Origin of the sequence: Providencia sp. PROV024, from assembly GCF_032709665.1 — a bacterium.
Classification (GTDB): domain Bacteria; phylum Pseudomonadota; class Gammaproteobacteria; order Enterobacterales; family Enterobacteriaceae; genus Providencia; species Providencia huashanensis.
Genome location: NZ_CP120545.1, coordinates 373,121 through 397,856, shown reverse-complemented (window position 1 = coordinate 397,856; position 24,736 = coordinate 373,121). Strand labels below are relative to the sequence as shown.

Genomic DNA, 24,736 nt, shown 5'->3' with positions numbered 1-24,736 from the left:
AATTAAATTTTCAATAAGTTGCAGAAATCATTCTGCAACTTATCTCTTAGTTATTTCAACAACTTCCCAATCGCTGTCTCTAATTTCACCATACCGCTATTAATTTCTTCTTCAGAAATAATCAGTGACGGCGTAAACCGCAATACATTAGCACCCGCATTAAGCATCATTAAACCTTCTACTGCACTGGCTTGCAGGATATCTTTCGAACGGTTCAATAGTTTGCCGTCTAACTCAGCACCAATTAATAAGCCCATTCCTCTGATCTCAGAAAAAACGTGGTATTTATCATTCAGTTTATTTAAATGAGCGATAAATAATTCACGACGTTTTTCGACACCATTTAGTACTTCCTCAGTATTAATAATATCAAAGGCCGCGTTCCCTACCGCACAAGCCAATGGATTACCACCATAGGTTGTACCGTGAGACCCAACTTCCATTGTTTTAGCAATTTCTTCTGTGGTGATCATAGCACTAATAGGAAAGCCGCCCCCCAGTGCTTTTGCCGTGGTTAAAATATCGGGGGTCACATCATAATGCATATATGAAAATAATTTCCCTGTACGCCCCATACCGCTTTGTACTTCGTCAAAAATTAACAGTGCATTATTTTCATCACACAGCTTACGTACACCTTGTAAAAATGCAGATGTTGCCGCGGTCACTCCACCTTCACCTTGTACAGGCTCAAGCACTACCGCACAGGTATTTTCATCTATAACCGCTTTTACTGCTTCAAGATCGTTGAAAGGGACATGGATGATATCGGCAGGTTTTGGCCCAAAACCATCTGCATATTTCGCTTGCCCACCAACAGAGACCGTAAATAATGTTCTGCCATGGAAAGCTTGCTTAAATGCAATAATCTTAGTTTTATAAGGATTATATTTGGTGATGGCATAACGACGCGCTAACTTAAATGCGGCTTCATTCGCTTCAGAACCTGAATTAACAAAAAATGCACGGTCAGCAAAAGTAGCGCTAGTTAATTTTTGCGCTAACTTAAGTGCTTGCTCATTGGTAAAAATATTACTGACATGCCACAGTTTTTCGCTTTGTTCACGCACTGCCGACACTAAGCTAGGATGGCAATGCCCAAGGGCAAGAACGGCAATCCCCCCTGCAAAATCAATATATTCTTTACCTTGCTGATCCCAAACACGGCTACCTTCACCTTTAACTGGGATAAACTCAGCGGGTGAAAAAATAGGCAACATAACTTGATCAAAAGTCTGCCGATTGACTGATTGTTGTTCTGACATACCCCTCACCTACCCTTACTCTCTGCTAAAATGAAAATATAATCATCAAATATGAATAAAAAATCACAAAAGAGCAATAGTTAACGGAGAAATATGCATAATTAATTTGTTATCAATGATATTCGCAAACTAATACTTCAGAAAATTATTCAGTAATTCATGACCTTGTTCACTTAGAATACTTTCTGGGTGGAATTGAACACCTTCTATAGGTAAAGTTTTGTGCCGTATTCCCATGATTTCATCAACATCACCGTTATTTAATGACCATGCTGACACATCAAAAGAAACAGGAAGTGTCTCTGCTGCAATAACTAAAGAATGGTAACGAGTCACAGTCAAAGGACGGTTTAAACCTTTAAACACACCTTGGTGATTATGATGGATTGCTGATGTTTTGCCGTGCATAACTTGACGAGCCTTAACGACTGATGCGCCAAAAGCTTGCCCAATCGCCTGATGCCCCAAGCAAATACCCAAAATAGGGAGTTTACCCGCAAAATATTTTATTGCCTCAAGGGAGATACCAGCCTCATCAGGCGTACATGGCCCAGGCGAAATCACAAGATGGGTAGGCGAAAGCTGTTCAATTTCTTCGATGGTAATTTCATCATTACGTTTTACAACAACCTCAGCACCTAACTCACAGAAGTATTGGTATAAGTTGTAGGTAAATGAATCGTAATTATCAATAAGTAGAAGCATATTAGGCTATCCGACTGATTTTTATCATTATATATTATTTTCTTATGCATATTTTTTAGGTCTTGGCAATCAGAACGATGATTAAAAACGCTAAAAAATAATAAGGTCGGCTATCATAGCACAGCCAAGACAAGAAAATAGCCTATTTAAGTCAATGAATGCTTTTATCAGAAATAATTTTCCATATAAAAATCATGGAATTATATTTACATTACGATAACAAAATGATATTGAAGTTAAGAATTACTTTAAATACAAGGAAGTAAAAGCCACCTCAAAAAATAGAAAAATCGGATTAACTTTTAGTGGATAACACAAGTAAGGTGCATCAGAACATGTCACAGAACCGATATTTACAACTCAAGCGGGCAGGTAAATTCACCTACCCACTGTGTATATAAGATTAAGGCTTTTTAATCACTTCTGCTGAAATGATAGTAACGGGTTCAACAGGAACATTTTGATACGGACCAACATTCTCTGTTTTCACTTTAGAGATTTTATCCGCTACATCCATACCTTTTACCACTTTACCAAAAACCGCATAACCAAAGTCACGTTGACCATGGTCTAAAAACGCGTTATCAGCAACGTTAATAAAGAACTGGCTTGTTGCGCTATCTTTATTTGCAGTACGAGCCATAGAGATGGTGCCACGTAGGTTACGTAGCCCATTATCTGCTTCATTTTTAATTGGCGCTCGAGTTTGTTTTTGCTGCAAATCTTTATTAAAGCCACCGCCTTGGATCATAAACCCAGGAATAACACGGTGGAAAGTGGTTCCGTTGTAATAACCTTCATTAACATATTGAACAAAGTTTTCTGTCGAAACAGGGGCTTTCTTACCATTCAGTTCTAATTCAATATCACCCGCTGAAGTGACTAATTTAACATAAGTCTCACCCGCCGATAATGCAAAAGAGGACGCGCTAATTGCGCAAATGGCCAAAATTGGCACAAAAATTCGTTTTAACATGTAAGATCCCTTTCATTGTGACTCATTACAACTACAATCAAGCAATTCTAGAGCGAAGCTAGCAAGATTGCTGAAGATTTACCTATATTTACGCCAAAAACGGTCAAACCTACCAAGCGTGTTAAATTGTAGACTAATTTAGACAAAAAACTTCACAGATAATGATTATTTATCAATTAGCTAGATTTTACGATTTATATCACGCTAAAGGTAAAGCATTTCACTATTAAGTCAGTAAAACCAATACAAGGGATATTTCAAGTTGTCGGGATGGCGTAAGCAAAGCTATAATCCCCCAGCCTTTTGAGGCTAACTCAGGGAGAACGACAAATGGCAATTAAGAATCATAACTACCAGATGGCAAAATTTGTCATCAGTGCACCGGATATTCGGCATTTACCAAAAGATACCGGTATCGAGGTTGCTTTTGCTGGCCGCTCAAATGCGGGTAAATCAAGCGCTTTAAACGCATTAACTCAACAAAAAGGTTTAGCACGCACCAGTAAAACCCCAGGAAGAACTCAGCTAATCAACCTATTTGAAGTTGAGGAAGGCATTCGCCTTGTTGACCTTCCCGGTTATGGTTATGCCGAAGTTCCCGAAGAAATGAAACGCAAATGGCAACAAGCGCTCGGTGAATACTTACAAAAGCGGGAATGTATTAAAGGGCTTGTGGTGCTAATGGATATTCGCCATCCATTGAAAGATCTTGATATGCAAATGATAGAATGGTCTGTTGCAATGAGTGTACCAGTCCTCGTTTTACTGACTAAGGCGGACAAACTTGCCTCTGGCGCGAGAAAAAAACAGCTGACGGAAGTGCGTCAAGCTCTTGCACCACTTGAGGGGGATATTGAAGTTGAATATTTCTCAGCACTGAAAAAAATAGGCGTTGATAAACTTCGTATTAAGTTAGATAGCTGGTATAACACACCAATTTAATCCCATCACTGTGTGAGCTAGAAATAGCTCACTAAGCCTTTGATAGTCTAATCTACTGAATTTTAGGCAAAAAAAATGCTCCAATCAAAAAAATTGACTGGAGCAGCTAATATTCAGCTAAATCCGATTACGTGAAGTAAAAGGTCTGAAAGATAGAACATCTTACCTCTGTACCCTACGCCTATTAATGTACTTTATTTTTCGCTCGAAAAAAAGGCTTTTTGTAGTTTTTTTTCAAAGCTTACTACGATTCAGCAAGTACATCTTAAAAATACAGCCCTAAAAACGTATTTTAATTACATATTTATGAGAGGTAAGTCGCATAAATATGTCATGAAATCATTCTGTTTTCATTGTTAGTTTAGTGGTTTATCGGGTAGTTATATTCAATTTATAGTGAATAATGTCAAATGCATAAAAAAACGCCTAATGGTTTTATTAGGCGTTTTTTATTGTCAGTCAGATAAAACTAATAATTAATGAGCTTCATCCCAATTATTACCTATTCCAATATCTACTTTTAACGGAACATCCAGTTTCATGCTTTGCTCCATTAATGTCTGAACCTGTGCTTGTACCTGTTCGAGTTCTGACTCCTTAACTTCAAACACTAATTCATCATGAACTTGCATTAGCATATCAGCATGGGGTTTCTCTGTTTGTAGCCACTCATCGACAGCAATCATTGCCTTTTTAATAATATCAGCAGCTGTTCCTTGCATTGGAGCATTGATAGCTTCACGTTCAGCAGCTTTACGGCGCATACCATTACTTGATTTTATATCAGCCAAATAAAGCCTGCGCCCTTCTAGTGTTTCAACGTAGCCTTGTTCTGATGCTTGTAGACGTGTATTTTCCATATAGCGTAGAACACCCGGGTAACGTTCAAAATAGAGATCCATATAACGTTGAGCTTCACCACGCGGGATACCTAATTGCCTTGCTAGCCCGAATGCGCTCATCCCATAGATAAGACCGAAGTTAATTGCCTTAGCACTACGACGCTGATCACTGGTTACTTGTTCAAGTGGAACACCAAATACCTCTGCTGCCGTTGCTTTGTGAATATCCTTGCCTTCCGCAAATGCAGTGAGTAGGCCTTTATCTTGAGATAAATGTGCCATGATACGTAATTCAATTTGTGAATAGTCCGCAGCCATGACTTTATAGCCTTCGCGTGCAACAAAAGCTTGGCGAATACGGCGGCCTTCTTCTGTTCTTACTGGGATATTTTGTAAGTTTGGGTCCCTTGAAGACAAACGCCCAGTCGCCGTAACGGCTTGATGATACGACGTATGCACACGCTGCGTACGTGGGTTTATCATAAGCGGTAGTTTATCTGTGTAAGTCGATTTCAATTTAGCTAAACTACGATGCTCCAGAAGTAATTTTGGTAAAGCATGGTTTAATGCAAGTTCTTCAAGTACTTCTTCATTGGTCGAGGCTGCACCACTTGGCGTTTTTTTGATAACAGGTAGTTGTAATTTTTCAAATAAAATTGCCTGTAATTGTTTTGGTGATGCCAGATTAAACTCTTCACCAGCGAGCTCAAACGCTTCTTTTTCAAGTTCTGCTAAACGCGCAGTAATGATTTTCGACTGTGCGGCTAATACTGTTGCATCAATCAAAACCCCTTTACGCTCCATTCTGACTAAAACAGGAACTAATGGCATTTCGATATTCTTAAAAATATGGTTAAGTTTTGGCTCAGCTTCCAATTGAGGATACAGTGCTTGGTGCAGTAATAATGTTACATCAGCATCTTCTGCCGCATAGTTCGAGGCCTGCTCTAACGCGATTTGATTGAAAGTTAGCTGTTTTTTGCCTTTGCCCGCAATTTCTTCAAAACTCACTGTCTTATGGTTCAAATGACGCTCAGCCAAACTGTCCATATCATGACGGCCCATCCCCGCAACGCTATTGAGCACATACGACTCCAACATCGTATCGTAGCCGATACCTTTTAACTCAATGTCATAATTTTCAAGAACTTCCGCATCGTATTTCAAGTTTTGCCCGATTTTGAGGATTTTTTCACTTTCCAGTATCGGTTTCATTGCTTGTAAAACTTCATCCAGTGGCAACTGAGCTGGTGCATCAAGATAATCATGGGCTAACGGTAGGTAGGCGGCATGACCCGCTTCAATTGCAAATGACATCCCCACAAGGCGCGCTTCTTGTGTGTCTAAGCTATCTGTTTCAGTATCAAAAGCAAACAAAGATGCTGAGCTCAATTTTTCCACCCAGCGGTCTAAGTCTGCCTTTTCTAAAATTGTTTGGTAATTTTCAGCATTTAAGGTGGGGGCTGTCGGTACTGAGACTTTTGCCGTAGATGTTGCTATAGCCGGATTTGCTTTAGCAGTTGAACCTTTACCTTCCATCCACGTCCCATTTTCTACATCAGACAACCAGCGCTTGAATTCATAACGGCTAAACAACTGATGCAATTTGTCTACATCAGGTTGATCGACGCGTAACTCTTCACAGGTTTTGTCTAACTTAACATCCGTTTTAATAGTGGCCAGTTGGTATGATAAGAAAGCTAATTCACGATTTTCAGCCATTTTTGGCGCTAATGTTTTAGACCCTCTAAAGCCCAAAGGCGCTATAGCTTCTAGGTTCTCATATATTTTTTCTAAGCTGCCAATCCCTTGTAATAAAGCCAGCGCTGTTTTTTCACCAACACCAGGCACACCTGGGATATTGTCTGATGAATCCCCCATTAACGCTAAGAAATCGATGATAAGCTCAGGTGGAACCCCATATTTTTCTTGAACCTCATCCGGACCTAAAATAGTGTTATTCATGGTATTGATGAGCGTAATATTAGGCTCCACAAGTTGTGCCATATCTTTATCACCAGTACTAATCAAAACAGGTGTACCGTTACGACTAGCTTCACAGGCCAAAGTACCTATTACATCATCAGCTTCTACACCAGAAACAACGAGCAACGGTAGCCCCATAGCTTCAACCATACTGTGTAGTGGTTCAATTTGTGCGCGTAAATCATCTGGCATCGGCGGGCGATGAGATTTATAACTTTCGAATAACTCATCACGAAATGTTTTTCCCTTCGCATCAAAGACAACAGCAACATGGCTAGGTTTATATTGCATGACCAAGCTACGCAGCATATTAATTACGCCATACATAGCCCCTGTAGGTTCACCAGCACTGTTGGTCAAAGGTGGAAATGCATGGTAAGCACGGTATAAGTAAGAGGAACCATCAACCAAAATAAGAGGGTTTTCTGCAATCTGAGCCATAATCTGTCATCATCTTTTATCGGGAACGAATGCTAATAGGATGCCATAATGTCGCTTCAGATACATCCCAAGTTTTTTCCACTTAGTCACTTTGTTAAAATCTCGCCGATCAGCATCTTCTTTCAAGTAAACGACCTAGCTATAGTTAACCTAAGTGATTACTTTCATTAACTCTAGTCACTTAATGTTACTAGCTGCTTTGACAAAACCTGTGGATAACCGTGTGTATAAATTTATGTTGCTCAGTAAATTCAACAAGTAACATGCATTAAAAAGACTAAAACAAGAAAGTAATATCAATGACTTAGTGTAATTAAGAATTGCTTTAATGCAAAGAAGAGGAGATTAAGTAATTGTGGATATTGATTCAATATACTTTATATGACAGTTGATGGTGGCGATATTACCACCATCAATCATACTTATTTTTTATTGACTAAAAAATTCACAACGTTAGAGAATTCTTTACCATAGTCTGCGGCGTTATCTACAGTGATGCCGTTATTACGTACTTGGTATTTACCATTAACAAATACGGCTGGAACGCCTCTAAGCTTTAAGTTCTGCGCGGCTTGTCTTTGTTGCTCAACAAGACCTTTAACAGCGAAACTATTTAAAGCTGCATCATACTCCTCAGCAAGAATACCAGCTTTGATAAAGGTATTACGGATATCTGCTTTGGTGTTAATAGTTTGCGTTTTTTGAATACCTTCAAACAAAAGAGGGGTCATTTTATCTTCTACTTTCAGAACAGTAGCAACCACCCAAGCTTCAGTTAAATCAGGCCCCAAAGGACCAAGGAAATCGACGTGATAGCGCGCTTTTGTTACATTGTCTGGTAAGTTTTTTTCTACTGTTGCAGGTACTTTATACACAGTTTCAAATTGGTAACAGTGTGGGCAATAGAAAGAGAAAAACTCAATAACTTGTGGTAAACCTTGCACAGGTTGTACCTCAGTGTACTCTTTACCTTCGGTATAATTTGCCGCAGCAGCACCAAATGACATAGCAATACCAAGCAAAGCCAACATAATTTTTTTCATATACTACATTCTCCAAAAACAAAGACTTAAAAGTTAAAACTGAGGGGTTAACTGCAAAGGGGGATCTTTCAATCGTTCGGTTTGTTGTATAAATTCGAGTGATTGTTTTTTCCAAAAATCATCAGCTTGCAGCCATGAAAATGCACGAGGGAATGCAGGGTCTTGCCAGCGACGGATAACCCATCCAAGATAATGCACCATACGCATAGCCCTGAGAGGTTCAATAAGCTTTAGCTGTTTTACATCAAAGTCACAAAACTCATTATAACTTTCTAATAATGTATCTAATTGAATGACCTGCTCTTGACGAGGGCCATTTAATAACATCCATAAATCTTGGATTGCGGGACCATTTCGAGCATCATCAAAGTCCACCAGCCAAGCCTCATCTCGCCATAAAATATTACCGGGGTGGCAATCACCTTGTAAGCGAATTGACGACAATGTTGTAGGCCACAGTAATTTTACTTGTGCAATTAATGCATCCAGTGACTCAATAAACTGCTCTTTATAACGTGCAGTTATCAGTAGGCTAGATGTAATTATGTGCCGAGGTTGATCAAGGTATTCCTCAACACCCATTGTAGGACGAAATGCAAAGTTTTTACGTTTACCAATCTGGTGTATTCGCCCTAATAAGTGCCCTACACTTTCTAATTGAAATAAATTATCAGTTTCATATTGCCGACCACCGATACTCGGAAAAACAGCAAATAAAAAACCACCGAACTCTAATACTGTTTGCCCTGCAAATTCAATTGGTGCAGCTATAGAGAGACCTTCCTCGACTAATTCCAATGTAAAGTCGTGTTCTTCTTGAATTTGTGAGCGGTTCCAACGTTCAGGGCGATAAAATTTCACCACATAACGCTGACGGTTTTCGTCTTGAAATTGATAAACTCGATTTTCATAGCTGTTTAACTCTGTTAAGCCCGATTCAGGGTAAATCCCCACTTCCATCAAGGCATCTAGAATCAAATCAGGAGAAATTCCACTGAAATGGAAATTCGAATGCTCTATTTTATCCATCACAGTTTAATCTTTAATGATGCCGCGAGCGCGCAAAATGGCTGTTTTAAAGTCATCTTCATAATCTTTTTTTAGACCAGGGATCACTTCATTACTGTTCGTGCCACGCATTTTTAAATGATAAATTAGTACATCATCTGTCAATTCAGACAAACTGCCTTTAAAACCTGCTTCATCTGCCAGCTTTTGTAATAACTCTACTAGGTTTAAATCTGAATTATCTTTCCAAACAGGATGTAGTAGCTCAATAACTTCATTTAAACGATGGCATTTCATGTTTATTCCTTTATCACGAATATTCGATACAAGTTACCAATAATCATACAAGAGAAAAAGCGAACTGTTGTCAATCTACGTAAAGTTTAACTGCAATTGTGACGAATATTCATTGATTTTATAACCAAATAGAATAAATTTTAGCAATTACTATACTCGAAGGTGTTTTCTGGGAATGTTAAAACATTTTATTGAAGATATTCAAGGATATTGAACATGACGTTTCGCCAGTCAATAACAGGTGTCATACTTGCAGGTGGCCTAGGCACCAGAATGGGGGGGCAAGATAAAGGTTTAGTCCCTTTGATGGGTAAACCTCTTTACCAACACATATTAGAGCGCCTAAGCCCACAGGTAGGGTCAATAATGATCAATGCCAACCGTAACCAAGCTCGTTACAATGAAAGTCAGTTAACGGTTATTTCTGATTTAGAGAATAACTTTTCTGGCCCTCTTGCAGGTATGCAATCTGCAATGCATTATGCCAAAACTGATTGGTTGCTATTTGTCCCCTGCGATGTCCCCGCTTTTCCGCTAAATTTAGCTGAAAAAATGTTTAACGAAAAAGGCAATCATTTAGCCTGTTATGCACAAGATGAAAGACGCGAGCACCCTACATTTGCCTTGCTCCATCGTTCATTAAAAACACAACTTGATGATTACCTTGCAAGAGGTGATCGTAAATTGATGATATTTATGCAAGAAGTTAATGCAAAAGGGATTATTTTTTCATCAGAATTCGATGCATTTGCAAACCTAAATACCTTAGAAGATAGTCGTAATTGGGAGTTACAACAAAAATAACTATGAAGCAAAATACTCTACCTCTACTAGGAATTACTGCTTATAGCGGTACCGGTAAAACAACATTGTTGAAAAAAGTGATCCCTTTGCTCCGCCAGCGTAACTTACGTGTTGGCTTAATCAAACATACACACCATGATATGGAAGTAGATAAACCGGGCAAAGACAGCTTTGAACTACGCAAAGCTGGGGCTGACCAAACCTTAGTCGCCAGTCAAAAACGCTGGGCACTGATGACTGAAACCCCTGATGCCAATAAAATGGATTTGTATTATTTAGCGAGTCGCTTCGACCCCGCGTCATTAGACCTTATTTTAGTCGAAGGGTTTAAACAGGAAACGATCGATAAAATTGCCTTGTTTCGTTCAGAGGTCGGTAAGCCACTCAACGGCTTGATTGACAACTATGTCGTTGCTGTTGCTAGTAATGAAATTATCGATACCAATGTGCCACAGTTAGATATTAATAACCCTGAGCAAATTGCTGATTATATTGTATCTTGGTGGCAAAAGAGCCATTAGCTTGCTAATTTTTGTGTAATTAATAAACAAGTAAATTTGGATTAACTATACATAGCAATACGAGGTTCCTCACATTTTCAAGCTTTGGCATTTGAATTCATATCCCAATTTGATTAAAGTGCAGAAAAGTAAAAATACTGGATTGTTACTGTCATTACTGACAGGCAAAACCTGATATACCAATGATTTTTCATTGGGCTATCGGGTTTTTTTCGTTTCTAAGGGATTGAAAGTGAAGATCGCAAAAATATTAAACAACAATGTGGTCATTGCCCTGAATGAGAAACAACAGGAAATCGTTGTCATGGGGAGGGGCTTGGCATTTCAAAAAAAAGCACATGACGATGTCGATATAACAAAAATTGAAAAAATTTATGAGTTACGTAGCGACGAGTTAACTGCTCGGCTTAGCGAATTACTTAGCCATATTCCCATTTCCATCATGAAAACCTGTGATGAGATAATTCAACGAGCTAAATACCAGTTAGGTGAATTAAACGAAAGTTTATATATTGTATTAACCGACCATTGTAATTATGCCATTGAAAGGCAAACAAAAGGCTTAGCAATCACTAATACCATGCTATGGGAAATACAACGTTTATATCCAAAAGAGTACCAATTAGGCTTAGATTCATTAGCTCTAATTAATGAAAAACACGGTATCGAGCTACCTGTTGATGAAGCGGGGTTCATTGCTTTACATTTTGTAAATGCACAACTTACTGGGGAAATGCCCGTTGTCATACAAACAATGAAAGTAATGCAAGAAATCATTAATATCGTGAAATATAACCTCAAAGTTGACTATCATGAAGAAACTTTGAGTTATCAACGTTTTATTACTCACTTAAAGTTTTTTGCCCATCGCATGATGAATAATACACCCGTGCCAAATGATGATGCTTCGATGCATCTTGTCATTAAAGAAAACTATTCAACATCTTGGCGATGCGCCGAAAAAATAAGCCAGTTTTTACAAAAAAAATACCAACGCACTTTAACGGATGAGGAATGTATGTTTCTTACTATCCACATTGAGCGTGTCAGAAAAGAGAACTCGATATAACTTAATTAAATACGCTATGTGACTGACTTATAATAAAAACCTAATGGATTGTTACCGCCAATTCTGGTGGGCAAAACCTGATAATGACTCTTCTTACTGATAAGAAGAGGGTATCAGGTTTTTTTTTGCACATTCATAGCACTAATGTTTATCATCATGTGATAAAGGAATATTTTATGAAGTACCAACCTTTAGCAGAACAAATCATTCACGATGTTGGCGGTCAAGACAATATCGTCAATGTTATTCATTGTGCCACTCGCTTACGCTTTAAACTTAAGGAAATAAAACAAGCCAACCCTGAACATTTGAAACAAAATTCAGAGGTGATTACCGTTGTTGAAAGCGGTGGGCAATTTCAAGTTGTCATTGGCAATCACGTTCATGAAGTCTATAACGCAATAAATCAATTAATTGGCAAAGAAGATACAACCGTAGTGTCTCCCTCTAAAAAAGATAAAAACCTATCCAGCGAAAAAGAGGATAAAGAAAATATTTTTAGCCATTTTATCGATATTGTTTCCAGTATATTCACGCCAATACTGGGAGTTATGGCTGCATCAGGGATTTTAAAAGGCTTTCTTTCTTTATTTGTTACACTTCATTGGCTATCAGAACAAAGTGCCACCTATAAATTATGGTTTGCAGCCAGTGATTCACTATTTTATTTCTTCCCGCTAGTGCTCGGTTATACCGCAGGGAAAAAATTTGGGGGTAGCCCATTCTTAACCATGGCTATTGGAGGTGCGCTAGTACATCCATCCATGTTAACTGCGTTTCAACAAAGCCTTGCGGGTGCAGCTCCCGAATATTTTTTAGGAATTCCACTCACATTTATTAATTACAGTACGTCTGTTATTCCTATTATCTTTGCAGCTTGGCTGAGCTGTTTATTAGAAAAAAGGCTGAACCTCTTATTACCCGCGGCGATGAAAAATTTTATTTCACCATTTTTATGTTTATTAATTATCGTCCCCCTCACTTTCTTGGTTATCGGCCCGTCAGCAACTTGGTTAAGCCTATTAATTGCAGATACATTCCAAGCTATTTATAACTTTACCCCCATTATTGCTGGCGCATTTATGGGCGCAATTTGGCAGGTGTGTGTTATTTTCGGTCTACACTGGGGAATTGTTCCAATTAGTATCAATAACCTCAGTGTATTTGGGCAAGATGCACTCGTGCCATTACTTCTCCCTGCTGTTGCTGGGCAAGTCGGTGCAGCACTTGGCGTCATGTTAGCAACCCATAATGCAAAAATGCGAATTATGGCAGGCTCTTCCGTCACCGCGGGGATCTTTGGTATCACTGAGCCCGCTGTGTACGGTGTTACCCTACCACTACGCCGACCTTTTATCTTCGGCTGTATTGGAGGCGGTGTCGGTGGTGCAATCATCGGCTACAGCCAAACGCTAACTTACTCTTTTGGGCTAGTGAATATTTTTACCTTTACCCAAATCATCCCTGCAAGCGGCTTTGACAAAACCGTTTGGGGAGCAATCATCGGCTCATTGATTTCATTTACCTTCGCTTGCCTAGCAACCCGTTTTTTTGGCGTTAAAAAGCAGCCACAACAAGCTCAACCTACTGATGTTCAAGTGCAACCCGTTGCTCCGAATGACATTCTATCGCCAATGTCTGGCCGTACATTACCTTTAAATGAAGTTCCCGATGAAACCTTTGCAAGTGGATTACTCGGCCAAGGTACCGCAATTATTCCAAACATTGGTGCGGTATATGCCCCATTTGATGGGGAAGTGGCCTCATTTTTTAAAACTGGGCATGCGCTAGGTCTATTAAGTCAAAGCGGTATTGAGGTGTTGATCCATGTGGGTATAGACACCGTGAAACTAGACGGTCTCTACTTTACTCCTGAGGTAAAACAGGGGGATACGTTCAAAGCCGGTGACCTGTTACTCACCTTCGATTTAGAAAAAATTATTGAATCTGGTTATGACGTAACAACACCAATCATTGTTAGTAATAGTGATGACTATGCTGCTGTTAAAACCATCACACTCAACCAAACAATCAATCCCGGTATTACATTCATGACAGTTAATCCGAAATAAGGAATAAAATGATGACAAAATTTCCTGAGACATTTTTATGGGGAGGCGCCATTGCAGCAAACCAAGCCGAAGGCGCTTATTTGACAGCAGGAAAAGGGTTAAGTACCTCTGATGTTCAACCAAATGGTATTTTTGGTGGAGTCGTTAAACGCACCAATAATGACCAATATATTAAAGATATCGCTATCGATTTTTATCATCGTTACCCAGAAGATATTGCTCTTTTTGCTGAAATGGGGTTCACCTGTTTACGTACCTCTATCGCATGGAGCCGTATTTTCCCACGTGGCGATGAGCAAGAAGCAAATGAAGAAGGGCTGGCTTTCTACGATAAATTATTTGCAGAAATGGCGAAATACCATATTCAACCTGTAGTTACTTTATCTCATTATGAGATGCCCTATCACTTAGTCACGGAATATGGTGGTTGGGGAAGTCGCCAAGTCATTACATTTTTTGAACGCTATGCACGCACTGTTTTTCAACGGTATAAAGACAAAGTCAAACTTTGGCTCACATTTAACGAAATCAACATGTCACTTCACGCCCCGATGACAGGTGTAGGATTAGCAGAGACCAGTTCAAAAACAGCGATTTATCAAGCTATCCATCACCAACTTGTTGCCAGCGCAAGAGTGACAAAAGCCTGCCATGAAATTATCCCTGATGCCAAAATAGGGAACATGTTGCTCGGTGGGTTAGTTTATCCCCTAACATGCAAGCCCAATGATATTTGGGAAGCCATGACTGAAAATCGCACATGGTTATTCTTTGGTGATGTTCAATGCCGTGGGGCTTACCCCGGTTATATGCTACGTTATTTTAAAGATAACCAAATTCATCTGAATATTACCGAAGAAGATAAACAAGATCTTAAACAAACTATTGATTTTATCTCTTTCAGTTATTATATGACTGGCTGCATTACCGCAGATAAAGAAGAATATAATAAGAAACGAGGTAATATTCTCAGTATGATCCCAAACCCTCATTTAGAAAGCTCACAGTGGGGATGGCAAATTGATCCTCAAGGGCTAAGAACAATATTAAATTTATTATGGGATAGATACCAAAAACCATTATTTATTGTTGAAAATGGGCTAGGGGCTATCGACCAAGTGACTCCTGAGGGAGATATTATTGATGATTACCGCATACAATATATTAACGACCATTTAGTCCAAGTACATGAAGCCATTCAAGATGGTGTAGATGTTATGGGTTATACTAGTTGGGGACCGATTGATATTGTTAGCGCCTCAAATGCGCAAATGTCTAAACGTTATGGGTTTATTTATGTTGATAGAGATGACCAAGGCAATGGCACGCTTGAACGCAAACGGAAAAAAAGCTTTTATTGGTATCAAAAAATCATTAAGTCAAAAGGGGAGTTATTAATTCGTTAATTAACCTAATTAAATATTGAGGGGTTTATACTTTATAAGCCTCTCTAGTAATATTACAGATATTATATAGGTAGTTTCTACATCCTATATTTAATATATAAAATTTACGTAGATATTAATAAATACTATTTTGTATTTATTAGTTTTTTGCGCCTTAAAATAGGTTCCATAATAAATGAATAAAAAAATTATATTTCCCCTGTTATTTTTAACATTACCCGCTATTGCTAATGAACAATCATGGGATGGTACTGTATTAGGGTTTGAACCTGCCCCTAAAGGGCTATTTGGCGACATGCTTGGCATTCGCCCTATTTTATCGGATCATGGTTTTTCATTTCATAGTAATTATTTAAGCCAAGTTGCCTATAATGCAAGTGGCGGTTATGATGATGATAAATACACCGCTTATATTGACCAATTTGCCTTCACCTTTACCCAAGACCTAGAGCGGTGGACAGGCATCCCAGATGCTCGTATTGAAGGGAATATTGTTAACCGCAATCACAATGATGACCTCACCTTAAAACGGGTTCAAGACCCACGAACTCCTAATTATGACCAAACCCAAGAAAGTGCTGGCGGTGGTTCTATTACACGCTTAGGTTGGCTAACTTTCGCCCGAAGTTTTGACGAACGCCGTCTCACTTGGCGTATTGGCATGATGAATAAAGTACAAGAATTCGACCAAATTATTCCATGTGATTTTCAATTGCGCACCCAGTGTGGTGGTAAATCTGCAAATGCTCTTGTCTGGAGTAACTGGAATATTCACACGTGGGGAACCACTGTCAGCTATAAAATCACACCAGAGGTGACTATTAAAACAGGGGTTATGGAACAAAATCCTCAAGCAACTGATAGAAGCCACGCTTGGAGCTGGTCAACTAAAGGCAGTAAAGGCATTGTATTACCTTTAGAGGTCGAAAGCCGCACTTTCGTCAATGGGTTACCGGGGGCCTATAATGTAGGATTATTGTACACCAATGCCAAACAGCAAGATCTCTACAAAGATAAAACCTACCACAGCACATGGTTTATCTATGGTGGCATGAACCAACAATTAACTCGCCACCAAGACGACCCCAATAGAGGTTTAAGTTTATCCTTAAGTGGAAGCTACCACGATGAACGTAGTAATTTTATGAATTATGTGGTTTCAAGTTCCTTGCGTTATCGTGGATTATTCGATGCAAGGCCTGAAGACTGGGTGGGTTTAGGTGTTTCTTATATTGAATTAAGTGATCACTTTGCCAAAGGCCAAAAACAGTATAACCAACAATTTGGCATCACAGATTACCATGACCCTTTCTTTCGCCCTATAACCTCTAACGCGTTTAACGCAGAACTGTATTACCGTTTCAAACCGGTTTCTTGGCTAGAGCTACAACCTGATGTCCAATACTGGCACAATCCAGGGGGGATTAAGCAAACCTCTGATGCATGGGTACTCGGCTTAAAAACCGTCGTCACTTTCTAAACATATCAGGCCTGAAAGCTAAACTTACCGGCTATCAGGCCAATAATTTTCCGCCATCTTTCGCAGCTTTGATTTTTCCCTGTAATACCCTATTCTGTGTTTAATTTCTTAATCTATCGTTCTAGCTAGGCTGATAAATGACTCGCACTCAACGCTTACTGACTTTATTGCAAATACTCAAAGAAAACCGCTACCCCATTACGGCAGAAGCTCTTGCTTCTCAGCTACAAGTCAGTATCCGCTCTATTTACCGAGATATTGAGTCGTTACGCAACCAAGGCGCTGAAATCTTAGGTGAGGCGGGTATTGGTTACCAACTAAAAACCGGCTTATTATTGCCTCCACTCACTTTCGATGAAAATGAACTGGAAGCACTGGTTTTAGGTTTGCGCTGGGTTAAAAGTAATGCCGATAGAGAGCTAAAAAACTCAGCAATACGTGCCATTAGTAAAATAAATGCTGTCGTAGCAGGTAATTCACAGAAAATCTTAAACCAAAACACCTTGTTTGCGCCCACCACACATTTCCATGAAATAAACGATATTATTGCTAAAGACTTGCGCCTAAGCTTGCGCGAAGAATGTAAAGCTCAAATTATTTACCTAGATGGCCAGAACCAACAGAGTGAACGAATTATTTGGCCGATTGCAATTGGTTATATGAAAGATTCCCAAGTACTCGCCGCTTGGTGTGAATTACGGGAAAGTTATCGCCATTTTCGTTTAGACCGCATTCAATCCTATCGTGCCCTTGAGCATAAACTCCCCTACCCTAAAAATTATTTGCTTGAACGATGGAGTAAAGAAGTCCTCTGCGTGTCTACTGACAATTTCTGACACAGCTCTACCTTATAGTAAGTGCTCAACTTCTTATAAGGGAATAATCATGAGCGAACTGGTGCTTTTTACTAATTCAATGTCACGCGGTAATACTGTTGACCTACTGTTAAAAATTTTAGATGTTCCTTATAAACGTATTGAATTAGATTATGGTGCAGATATGCACACGGCCGAATATTTGGCAATTAACCCAATGGCAAAAGTCCCAGCATTGGTTGATGGTGAGGCTATCGTCACTGAAACAGCGGCGATTTGTTTATATTTAGCGGACAAATTTATTGAAAAAGGCTTAGCTCCTGCACTTAACGACGCCAAGCGTGCTGATTATTATCGATGGTTCCTCTTTACCGCGGGCCCAATAGAAACTGCGTTCACAATTAACGGCCTTAATATTCAGCTCAATGAAGAACAACAAAAATCATCTGGATTTGGTTCTGTTGAACGCACAATGGCGTGCTTAGAAACCGGTTTAAATAACGCTAAACCTTTTATTTGTGGCGAGCAATTCACCGCAGTGGATGTGTATGTAGGGGCATTTGTAATATTCTTCACTAAATACAATATGATGGAAGTCACACCAGCAATGAAAGCTTACATGAAAAGCTTGTCAACTATTCCTGAAATTGCCGAGCTACTCGCGTAATCCCCATGTAAAAAGAGCCAAGTTATTAACTACTTGGCTCTTTTATTCATTAACAGTATAACCAATATTATTCGTATGCTTAACGCATAGTCACAAACTCTTCCGCTGCGGTTGGGTGAATAGCCACAGTGTTATCAAAGTCTTTCTTGGTTGCGCCCATTTTTAACGCTACTGCAAAGCCTTGCAGAATTTCATCCATACCAAAACCAATGCCATGAATACCGACAATTTTTTCTTCTTCACCCACACAAATTAACTTCATACGGCAAGGTTGACGATGAGAAGTTACCGCAGTATACATGGCTGTGAAAGACGATTTATAAGTTTTCACATTTTCAGCGCCATATTTTTCAACGGCTTCTGGCTCAGTTAAACCCACAGTGCCAATTGGTGGGTGTGAAAATACTACCGTTGGAATATTACTGTAATCTAAATGTTCATCTGGTTTATTATTAAATAAACGTTCGGATAAACGACGCCCTGCCGCAACAGCCACAGGAGTCAATTCAACAGCACCAGTATTATCACCCACTGCATATACACCAGCGACATTGGTATTTTGGTATTTATCCACTTTGATGTAGCCTTTCTCATCCAGCTCAACACCCGTGGCTTCAATATTCAGGTTATCCGTCATTGGCTCACGACCAATAGCCCAAATCAATGCATCAACTGTATGCTCTTGGCCATTTTCCAATTTTAACGTTAAAGAACCATCGGCATTTTTTACCACTTCTTTTGGAATAGACTCTGTGTGCAGTTTTGGCCCTTCCGTGTTCATAACTTCAACCAGCGTTTCTACAATCAGAGGGTCGAATGAACGCAGTGGCGCATGTTTACGAACAAATAAGTGTGCTTGCGCACCGAGTCCATTTAAAACACCTGCCAATTCAACAGCGATATAACCCGCACCCACCACAGCAACACGCTTTGGTAGCGCTTCCAGCTCGAAGAAACCATCAGAAGTCATACCATACTCTGCACCAGGGATAGCAGGGATCACAGGGCGACCACCGGTGGCAATTAAAATATGATCCGCGGTATAAGTTTCGCCATCCACTTCAACAGTATGTGCATCAACAAAACGAGCAAAACCACTGATCACATCAACTTTATTATTGCCAAGAACGCGGTCATAAGATTGATGAATGCGATCAATATAAGCAGTACGGCTATCAATTAATGTTTTCCAATCAAAACGATTAATTGTCGTATCGAAACCATAGTCAGGACCATAATTACGAATGGCTTCAGAAATTTGTGCCGCATGCCACATAACCTTTTTCGGTACGCAACCTACGTTCACACAAGTTCCACCTAATGCTTTAGCCTCAATTAAGGCACATTTTTGCCCATACATTGCTGCACGGTTCATCGACGCAATACCACCGCTTCCGCCACCAATTGCAATATAGTCGTAATGTTTGCTCATAATTTGGTTATTCCCATTGATTGAATGACTCATTGATTCATTTTCTCGCATCATGCTATTGATTGCCATGGCATGAATAGCGTTTTATGATAGCTAATACCTGTTAATTCAATTGGCTATACCTATCCTATTGTGCGAATTATTCTGGTACAACCCACTCAACTAAAGTATGCCCTATACCTTCAGGCACCAGTGTTTTATGTAACCAAGGCAGCACATTTTTCATTTGCTGTTCCAATTTCCACGGTGGGTTGATGACAATCATACCCGATGCCGTCATGCCGCGTTGGTCGCTGTCAGGTCGCACAGCCAATTCGATTTGTAAAATTCTGCGGATCCCTGTTGCTTCTAATTGATTAAGCATACGTTTTATTTGTTGGCGCAACACGACGGGATACCAAATTGCATAGGTTCCCGTTGCAAAACGTTTGTACCCTTCAACCACACCTTTAACGACCGCTTCATAGTCTGTTTTCATTTCATAAGGTGGGTCCATCAACACAAAACCTCGACGACTTTGTGGTGGTAACTTTGATTTTAATTGTTGATAGCCATCTTCTTTAGAAACTTGTGCTCGATTATCACGTGAAAACTCAGTACGTAATAACGGATAATCGCTCGGATGTAATTCCGTTAATACCAGTTTATCTTGCTCACGCAATAAATATTTGGCTAATAAAGGCGAGCCCGGATAATAACGCAAACGGCCATTATCATTGAGCTTACGTACAATACTCATATAGGGCTGTAATTCCTCAGGTAAATCTGGTTGCTCCCATATCCGCGCAATCCCTTCGAGGTATTCACCTGTTTTTTCTGCATGTTCACTGGTTAGTTGATAACGACCTGCACCTGAATGCGTGTCTAAATACAGAAAAGGTTTTTCTTTCTCTTTTAGAGACTCAATAATCAAACTCTGTACCGTGTGTTTTAACACATCGGCATGGTTGCCTGCGTGAAAGCTGTGACGATAACTTAACATGTAACGTTTATTTCCTGAGGAAATTCAACACTAGCCAAATAAGATGACTACTATTAAATAGGTGCTTTAAAGAGTGCCTTTTTGAACAAAAAATAGGCCGGATTAATTCTTCAGCCTCATTATAGCTAAATTTAGCCACAATTGTCACAGTGAAGGCAGCGCTAAAATTCACATGACCTAAATGAAATAAAACGCTATCCTAAATACAAATTTCAACATAACCAGGGGTAAATCATGAAGAAGCTACTGATAGTAACCACAGCTTCCGCTTTGTTTTTTGTAAGTTCATCAGTCATGGCAGCTAAAACACAAAATGGCTGCGACATTAAAAAACAAAGAATTGAAGCACAGATAAAATACGCGAAACAGCATGGCAACCAATACCGTGTTCGCGGCTTAGAAGAAGCGTTAGATAACGTTAATCGTTATTGCACCCCAGAGTCTTTATATCGTGATAGCCAAAAGAATGTCGACGAAAAACGTGAAAAAGTGCAAGAACGCGAAGCTGAATTAAAAGAAGAAAAGCAACAAGGTAATGACCTCAAAAAGATTAAAAAACGTGAACGCAAATTAGCTGAAGCGCAGGCTGAATTAAAAGAAGCACAAGACGAGATGCAGATATACAAAGGGGCTCTTTAATTTTGATATATTCCCTTTTTCCTGATTAATGAATTGGTTACTTTCACTGCACAATATCATTCCAATGACATTTGTTTATCTAAAAAATAGGCATTGGGATGAAGTTACCCTTTATTTTAGGCTATAGTATTGTGCATATCATTCATAACTAGCCACTGAACAAGGCCAAAGTAAGACAGTTTTCGTTGCAGGAAAAGGGGATTAAATGTCGAATATGCAGGAAGAAGAACAAAAAGATAGCAACAAGCTGAAAGCGACACTGAATAAAAGTATTGATGGCAGTAAAAAAGCGCTCACATTCTCAATGCGTGTTGTTAATTTTATTTGTGCAATTCCATTTATTGCACACCTCATTCGAACCGCACAACGTTTTACTGACCGTATGGGAAACCAGTTTGGTGCCGCAATTACCTATTTCTCATTTCTATCGTTAATTCCTGTTTTAATGTTTTCATTTGCAGCTGCGGGTTTTGTCTTAGCCAGTAACCCTGAACTACTTGAAAAATTAGTCCGAGGAATTTCTGCAAATATTACTGACCCAACCCTAGCTAATACATTAGAAAGAACCATCGATACTGCAATTCGCCAACGTACGACGGTCGGGTTAACCGGTTTAGCCTTAGCTGTATATTCAGGGGTCAACTGGGTAAATAACTTACGTTTAGCTATTTTGGCTCAATCGCGCCCTGTATGGGAGCGAAATGAAGATGAGCACGAAAACATTATTTTCCGCTATATCCGCGATTTTTTTGCTTTGATTGGTTTGCTGATCGCATTGGTTGTCACAATCATGCTCACTTCAGTGGCCGGTTCTGCACAAGCAACCATTGTCAGCACATTAGGGCTTGATGGTATCGAGTGGTTAAAACCTGCGTGGACACTAATAGGGTTAACTATTTCTATCATGGCTAATTTCCTATTATTTTTATGGATTTTTTGGATTTTACCTCGTATGCAACATCGTCGTCGGTCCCTCATCAAAGGGACTTTTCTGGCTGCCATCGGGTTTGAAATTATTAAATCAATCATGACATGGATTTTACCGAACCTAGCGTCATCTCCTTCCGGTGCAGCATTTGGTTCAGTACTAGGTTTAATGGCTTTTTTCTACTTTTTTGCCCGTTTAACCCTATTTTGTGCAGCATGGATAGCTACCGATGAGCAAAAAGACTCATTGCCTACCGAAACAACGCTTTAATCATCCAATTAGGGCAGCGATAATCGCCGCCCTACTATTTACACAATTTATCCATTCATCTCTTCAACCCACGTTTTCACAAGCAAGGCGGCTGGCATTTCGCGTATTTTCACTAGGTTTTTCCCTGCCCAATGAGCAGAAAAGTCATCACACCCCAACTGACTTGCTGCGGCATTTAACTGTTTTGCAATATCATAAGCAATTGGATAATCAGGTAATTCATTTATTTTATAATCAAGGCCTATTTGCGTAAATTGATTCGCAATCCCCCTTGCCGGCCGCCCTGAGATTACAGTTGTTAAAGTGGTGGTATCCGTTGTCTGGCTTTTCAATTTTTGCCGATAGCTACTATTTGCGGCAGATTCAGGACACAAAATAAACGCCGTTCCCAACTGCGCTGCGGCTGCACCGCCATCTAATGCCCCTTTGATATCATAACCATCCATCATTCCCCCTGCTGCAATAATAGGTAACTGGGTCTGTTTTATAAGTAATGATACCAATGCGTTAGTCGTTAATTGTTCATCTTGCATATTTACATCAAATATACCGCGATGCCCACCAGCCTCAATACCTTGAGCAACAATTGCATCAATCCCGGCCTGTTCTATTAACTGGGCTTCTTGCAAATTAGTCGCGGTGGCTAAGGTATAAATGCCTTGCGACTTTAATTGCTGTACGACCTCGGCTGAAGGGATATTAAAATGAAAGCTGACTGAAGCTGGTTTCATCTCTAACAACATCGCCAACATTTCAGAGTTACCTAAAAAAGTTTGGTAGATTTCATTAAGATGAGTTGGAGGAGCCGTATTAAACTGAGCAAAGTAAGGCGCCAGATATTCTATCCATGCGCGTTCATTAGTTTGGTTGCGTTTTGGTGGTTGATGACAAAATAGATTCACATTGAATGCCTTATCTGTCAGTGCCTGTGTTTGAGCTATCACCTGACGTGCTTGTTCAACTGTGCTTGCCCCTAACCCTAATGAACCTAACCCACCGGACTCAGAAACTGCCGCCACTAATGCAGGTGTAGACACCCCCACCATCGGTGCTTGAATGATAGGATAGCGTAAGCCTAACCGGTGTAAAAATGCATTTTCTTTAGCCATTTTCTTTCCTTTATTGTAATGTCGGGATACACTTTACTTTCTTACATTGAGAATGAATATAGCACTATATTCACATAAAGAGAAAATGAACACTGAAACTCTTAAAATATTCTGTACCGTTGCTGCTGAGCTCAATATCACCCGCGCAGCTGCACGTTTAGGTCGCGTACCATCGAATATCACAACACGAATTCAACAATTGGAGTCAAATCTTGGCGAACTGTTGTTTATTCGGCAAAATAAACGCCTTGAACTTTCAGAGGCTGGTAGGCAATTTCTTGATTATGCTTATCGGTTATTAGCCCTTGAGGAAGAAGCTCGCCATGTCATTAGTGGGGGGCGAGAAGGTGGGCAGTTGCGTATTGGAAGCATGGAAAGTACGGCGGCTTGTCGGCTACCCATACCTTTAGCACAATTTCATCAGCAAAACCCAAATACTAAATTGTTATTACGTACTGGGTCTTCACTTTCATTGCTAGAACAAGTCAATAGCGGCAAACTGGATTGTGCGTTTGTCGCACTGCCTTCTGCGCTATATGAACCTAACCAACTCTCACAAATGGGGATCAAGACCGAGGTCATTTGGCAAGAAGAATTGCAATTGTTGCTTCCTGAACATGAATATTCAGCAACCATTGTAAATCAAGTTAAAACCCGTTGTTTAGCGGCTTTTGCACAAGGGTGTAGCTATCGGAATATTGCGGAGCAATGGTTAAATATTCCAGCAAGTTTCGATTGGAATGTACAAGAAATGAACTCTTATCACGCGATGGTGGCTTGTGTTACCGCAGGGAGCTGTGTGGCACTTCTTCCAAAAAAATTAATCGAATCAATGCCTGTTTCATCTTTAAAATTAGGCAGAATTACAGTGACTCACTGTGATACCCTTTTGATTTACCGCGAAAATTACCATGTCCCTGCTTTTAGCGCATTTAAAGCGTGTATTAGTGCATCTAGTCATGATTAATATAGTGCCTTCATTATAATGGGTATACGGATTTAATGGTTGATGGGGCACCTTTACCCCACCAACCTGA

Annotated in this window: 22 protein-coding genes; 12 read left to right on the top strand and 10 right to left on the bottom strand. The window is 39.7% G+C overall.

Going from position 1 to position 24,736, the window contains the following annotated elements; genetic code table 11:
* Window positions 1–50: 50 nt before the first annotated feature.
* The 3 genes from P3L56_RS01820 to ppiA form a co-directional block, all read right to left on the bottom strand.
* A complete protein-coding gene (locus P3L56_RS01820) occupies window positions 51–1,265 on the bottom strand; it encodes an aspartate aminotransferase family protein (RefSeq protein ID WP_042847617.1) in 1,215 nt (404 codons plus the stop codon).
* A 129-nt stretch (window positions 1,266–1,394) separates the two neighbouring features.
* Window positions 1,395–1,970 (bottom strand): aminodeoxychorismate synthase component II, encoded by a 576-nt coding sequence (locus P3L56_RS01815; protein WP_042847620.1) that lies wholly within the window; start codon window positions 1,968–1,970, stop codon window positions 1,395–1,397.
* A 403-nt stretch (window positions 1,971–2,373) separates the two neighbouring features.
* Window positions 2,374–2,946, bottom strand: coding sequence for a peptidylprolyl isomerase A (ppiA, locus tag P3L56_RS01810; RefSeq protein ID WP_042847622.1), 573 nt, complete (start codon window positions 2,944–2,946; stop codon window positions 2,374–2,376).
* Window positions 2,947–3,276: 330 nt separating this feature from the next.
* On the opposite strand from ppiA, the gene yihA reads away from it, so the two are divergent.
* Window positions 3,277–3,888 carry a ribosome biogenesis GTP-binding protein YihA/YsxC gene (yihA, locus tag P3L56_RS01805; protein WP_042847624.1) on the top strand — a complete coding sequence of 204 codons (612 nt, stop codon included), beginning with the start codon at window positions 3,277–3,279 and terminating at the stop codon, window positions 3,886–3,888.
* A gap of 476 nt (window positions 3,889–4,364) precedes the next feature.
* Here yihA and polA read toward each other — a convergent pair whose 3' ends face one another.
* The 4 genes from polA to P3L56_RS01785 all read right to left on the bottom strand — a co-directional run bounded on the left by polA (window position 4,365) and on the right by P3L56_RS01785 (window position 9,505).
* Window positions 4,365–7,157 carry a DNA polymerase I gene (gene polA / locus P3L56_RS01800; protein ID WP_131680831.1) on the bottom strand — a complete coding sequence of 931 codons (2,793 nt, stop codon included), beginning with the start codon at window positions 7,155–7,157 and terminating at the stop codon, window positions 4,365–4,367.
* Between the two features lie 422 nt (window positions 7,158–7,579).
* Entirely contained in the window at window positions 7,580–8,200 is a 621-nt protein-coding gene (gene dsbA / locus P3L56_RS01795; protein ID WP_042847629.1) for a thiol:disulfide interchange protein DsbA, read from the bottom strand.
* Window positions 8,201–8,233: 33 nt separating this feature from the next.
* Window positions 8,234–9,229 (bottom strand): serine/threonine protein kinase, encoded by a 996-nt coding sequence (locus tag P3L56_RS01790; protein WP_247605586.1) that lies wholly within the window; start codon window positions 9,227–9,229, stop codon window positions 8,234–8,236.
* A gap of 6 nt (window positions 9,230–9,235) precedes the next feature.
* Entirely contained in the window at window positions 9,236–9,505 is a 270-nt protein-coding gene (locus tag P3L56_RS01785; protein ID WP_042847634.1) for a YihD family protein, read from the bottom strand.
* A 216-nt stretch (window positions 9,506–9,721) separates the two neighbouring features.
* On the opposite strand from P3L56_RS01785, the gene mobA reads away from it, so the two are divergent.
* The 8 genes from mobA to P3L56_RS01745 all read left to right on the top strand — a co-directional run bounded on the left by mobA (window position 9,722) and on the right by P3L56_RS01745 (window position 18,339).
* Window positions 9,722–10,309, top strand: a complete 588-nt coding sequence (gene mobA, locus P3L56_RS01780) for a molybdenum cofactor guanylyltransferase MobA (protein WP_048605421.1) — start codon at window positions 9,722–9,724, stop codon at window positions 10,307–10,309.
* 2 nt (window positions 10,310–10,311) lie between these two features.
* Window positions 10,312–10,830: a molybdopterin-guanine dinucleotide biosynthesis protein MobB gene (gene mobB, locus P3L56_RS01775; protein WP_131680828.1), complete on the top strand. Its 519-nt coding sequence runs from the start codon at window positions 10,312–10,314 to the stop codon at window positions 10,828–10,830.
* Between the two features lie 232 nt (window positions 10,831–11,062).
* A complete protein-coding gene (gene licT, locus P3L56_RS01770; protein ID WP_042847639.1) occupies window positions 11,063–11,899 on the top strand; it encodes a BglG family transcription antiterminator LicT in 837 nt (278 codons plus the stop codon).
* A gap of 176 nt (window positions 11,900–12,075) precedes the next feature.
* Window positions 12,076–13,971, top strand: a complete 1,896-nt coding sequence (gene bglF, locus P3L56_RS01765) for a PTS beta-glucoside transporter subunit IIABC (RefSeq protein WP_131680827.1) — start codon at window positions 12,076–12,078, stop codon at window positions 13,969–13,971.
* An 11-nt stretch (window positions 13,972–13,982) separates the two neighbouring features.
* Window positions 13,983–15,377, top strand: coding sequence for a glycoside hydrolase family 1 protein (locus tag P3L56_RS01760; RefSeq protein WP_198861423.1), 1,395 nt, complete (start codon window positions 13,983–13,985; stop codon window positions 15,375–15,377).
* A 175-nt stretch (window positions 15,378–15,552) separates the two neighbouring features.
* Entirely contained in the window at window positions 15,553–16,857 is a 1,305-nt protein-coding gene (locus P3L56_RS01755; RefSeq protein WP_071547625.1) for a carbohydrate porin, read from the top strand.
* 137 nt (window positions 16,858–16,994) lie between these two features.
* The gene (locus P3L56_RS01750; RefSeq protein ID WP_042847643.1) at window positions 16,995–17,693 is read left to right on the top strand and encodes a helix-turn-helix transcriptional regulator; all 699 of its coding nucleotides are present in this window, start codon (window positions 16,995–16,997) and stop codon (window positions 17,691–17,693) included.
* Between the two features lie 49 nt (window positions 17,694–17,742).
* The gene (locus tag P3L56_RS01745) at window positions 17,743–18,339 is read left to right on the top strand and encodes a glutathione S-transferase family protein (RefSeq protein WP_042847644.1); all 597 of its coding nucleotides are present in this window, start codon (window positions 17,743–17,745) and stop codon (window positions 18,337–18,339) included.
* 79 nt (window positions 18,340–18,418) lie between these two features.
* Here P3L56_RS01745 and gorA read toward each other — a convergent pair whose 3' ends face one another.
* Window positions 18,419–19,771 carry a glutathione-disulfide reductase gene (gorA, locus tag P3L56_RS01740; protein WP_042847802.1) on the bottom strand — a complete coding sequence of 451 codons (1,353 nt, stop codon included), beginning with the start codon at window positions 19,769–19,771 and terminating at the stop codon, window positions 18,419–18,421.
* 139 nt (window positions 19,772–19,910) lie between these two features.
* Window positions 19,911–20,753: a 23S rRNA (adenine(2030)-N(6))-methyltransferase RlmJ gene (locus tag P3L56_RS01735; RefSeq protein WP_048605429.1), complete on the bottom strand. Its 843-nt coding sequence runs from the start codon at window positions 20,751–20,753 to the stop codon at window positions 19,911–19,913.
* 234 nt (window positions 20,754–20,987) lie between these two features.
* On the opposite strand from P3L56_RS01735, the gene P3L56_RS01730 reads away from it, so the two are divergent.
* Together P3L56_RS01730 and yhjD are read left to right on the top strand one after the other, a co-directional pair.
* Complete coding sequence (locus P3L56_RS01730; protein WP_042847646.1) at window positions 20,988–21,392, top strand: DUF1090 domain-containing protein; 405 nt, start codon at window positions 20,988–20,990, stop codon at window positions 21,390–21,392.
* A gap of 205 nt (window positions 21,393–21,597) precedes the next feature.
* Window positions 21,598–22,590 (top strand): inner membrane protein YhjD, encoded by a 993-nt coding sequence (yhjD, locus tag P3L56_RS01725; RefSeq protein WP_370661209.1) that lies wholly within the window; start codon window positions 21,598–21,600, stop codon window positions 22,588–22,590.
* A gap of 47 nt (window positions 22,591–22,637) precedes the next feature.
* Here yhjD and P3L56_RS01720 read toward each other — a convergent pair whose 3' ends face one another.
* Entirely contained in the window at window positions 22,638–23,699 is a 1,062-nt protein-coding gene (locus P3L56_RS01720; protein WP_166685440.1) for an NAD(P)H-dependent flavin oxidoreductase, read from the bottom strand.
* 85 nt (window positions 23,700–23,784) lie between these two features.
* On the opposite strand from P3L56_RS01720, the gene P3L56_RS01715 reads away from it, so the two are divergent.
* Window positions 23,785–24,666 (top strand): LysR family transcriptional regulator, encoded by an 882-nt coding sequence (locus P3L56_RS01715; RefSeq protein ID WP_210831482.1) that lies wholly within the window; start codon window positions 23,785–23,787, stop codon window positions 24,664–24,666.
* Window positions 24,667–24,736: the final 70 nt, after the last annotated feature.

What these genes read in the sequence shown, in the direction of transcription:
- P3L56_RS01820 (WP_042847617.1), bottom strand. Translation starts at nt 1,265, where the DNA reads ATGTCAGAACAACAATCAGTCAATCGGCAGACTTTTGATCAAGTTATG.
- P3L56_RS01815 (WP_042847620.1), bottom strand. Translation starts at nt 1,970, where the DNA reads ATGCTTCTACTTATTGATAATTACGATTCATTTACCTACAACTTATAC.
- ppiA (WP_042847622.1), bottom strand. Translation starts at nt 2,946, where the DNA reads ATGTTAAAACGAATTTTTGTGCCAATTTTGGCCATTTGCGCAATTAGC.
- yihA (WP_042847624.1), top strand. Translation starts at nt 3,277, where the DNA reads ATGGCAATTAAGAATCATAACTACCAGATGGCAAAATTTGTCATCAGT.
- polA (WP_131680831.1), bottom strand. Translation starts at nt 7,157, where the DNA reads ATGGCTCAGATTGCAGAAAACCCTCTTATTTTGGTTGATGGTTCCTCT.
- dsbA (WP_042847629.1), bottom strand. Translation starts at nt 8,200, where the DNA reads ATGAAAAAAATTATGTTGGCTTTGCTTGGTATTGCTATGTCATTTGGT.
- P3L56_RS01790 (WP_247605586.1), bottom strand. Translation starts at nt 9,229, where the DNA reads ATGGATAAAATAGAGCATTCGAATTTCCATTTCAGTGGAATTTCTCCT.
- P3L56_RS01785 (WP_042847634.1), bottom strand. Translation starts at nt 9,505, where the DNA reads ATGAAATGCCATCGTTTAAATGAAGTTATTGAGCTACTACATCCTGTT.
- mobA (WP_048605421.1), top strand. Translation starts at nt 9,722, where the DNA reads ATGACGTTTCGCCAGTCAATAACAGGTGTCATACTTGCAGGTGGCCTA.
- mobB (WP_131680828.1), top strand. Translation starts at nt 10,312, where the DNA reads ATGAAGCAAAATACTCTACCTCTACTAGGAATTACTGCTTATAGCGGT.
- bglF (WP_131680827.1), top strand. Translation starts at nt 12,076, where the DNA reads ATGAAGTACCAACCTTTAGCAGAACAAATCATTCACGATGTTGGCGGT.
- P3L56_RS01760 (WP_198861423.1), top strand. Translation starts at nt 13,983, where the DNA reads ATGACAAAATTTCCTGAGACATTTTTATGGGGAGGCGCCATTGCAGCA.
- P3L56_RS01755 (WP_071547625.1), top strand. Translation starts at nt 15,553, where the DNA reads ATGAATAAAAAAATTATATTTCCCCTGTTATTTTTAACATTACCCGCT.
- P3L56_RS01750 (WP_042847643.1), top strand. Translation starts at nt 16,995, where the DNA reads ATGACTCGCACTCAACGCTTACTGACTTTATTGCAAATACTCAAAGAA.
- P3L56_RS01745 (WP_042847644.1), top strand. Translation starts at nt 17,743, where the DNA reads ATGAGCGAACTGGTGCTTTTTACTAATTCAATGTCACGCGGTAATACT.
- gorA (WP_042847802.1), bottom strand. Translation starts at nt 19,771, where the DNA reads ATGAGCAAACATTACGACTATATTGCAATTGGTGGCGGAAGCGGTGGT.
- P3L56_RS01735 (WP_048605429.1), bottom strand. Translation starts at nt 20,753, where the DNA reads ATGTTAAGTTATCGTCACAGCTTTCACGCAGGCAACCATGCCGATGTG.
- P3L56_RS01730 (WP_042847646.1), top strand. Translation starts at nt 20,988, where the DNA reads ATGAAGAAGCTACTGATAGTAACCACAGCTTCCGCTTTGTTTTTTGTA.
- yhjD (WP_370661209.1), top strand. Translation starts at nt 21,598, where the DNA reads ATGTCGAATATGCAGGAAGAAGAACAAAAAGATAGCAACAAGCTGAAA.
- P3L56_RS01720 (WP_166685440.1), bottom strand. Translation starts at nt 23,699, where the DNA reads ATGGCTAAAGAAAATGCATTTTTACACCGGTTAGGCTTACGCTATCCT.
- P3L56_RS01715 (WP_210831482.1), top strand. Translation starts at nt 23,785, where the DNA reads ATGAACACTGAAACTCTTAAAATATTCTGTACCGTTGCTGCTGAGCTC.